Below are 245 nucleotides of genomic sequence, written 5' to 3' on the forward strand. Positions count from 1 at the left end.
TTGATCAGCACTCCGCCGCGGGCGGCGCGCTCGGTCGAGATGGCGACGACCAGCGGGATGGCCAGACCGAGTGCGTGTGGGCAGGCGATGACCAGAACCGTGATGGTGCGCACGACGGCCTCATCCGGCAGACCGAGCATGGTCCAGACGACCGCGGTGATGACCGCCGCGCCGAGGGCGAACCAGAACAGCCACCCGGCCGCTGTGTCGGCGATCCGCTGGGCGCGGGACGAGGAGTTCTGGGC

At 70.6% G+C, this 245-nt stretch carries 1 pseudogene; it reads right to left on the bottom strand.

Annotated features, from left to right (window positions below):
• Positions 1–245 (bottom strand): annotated as a pseudogene (locus tag ACZ2XM_RS15655) (copper-translocating P-type ATPase); the annotation flags it as partial.

Source organism: Psychrobacter sp. CoH-33_TS_01, assembly GCF_058189395.1.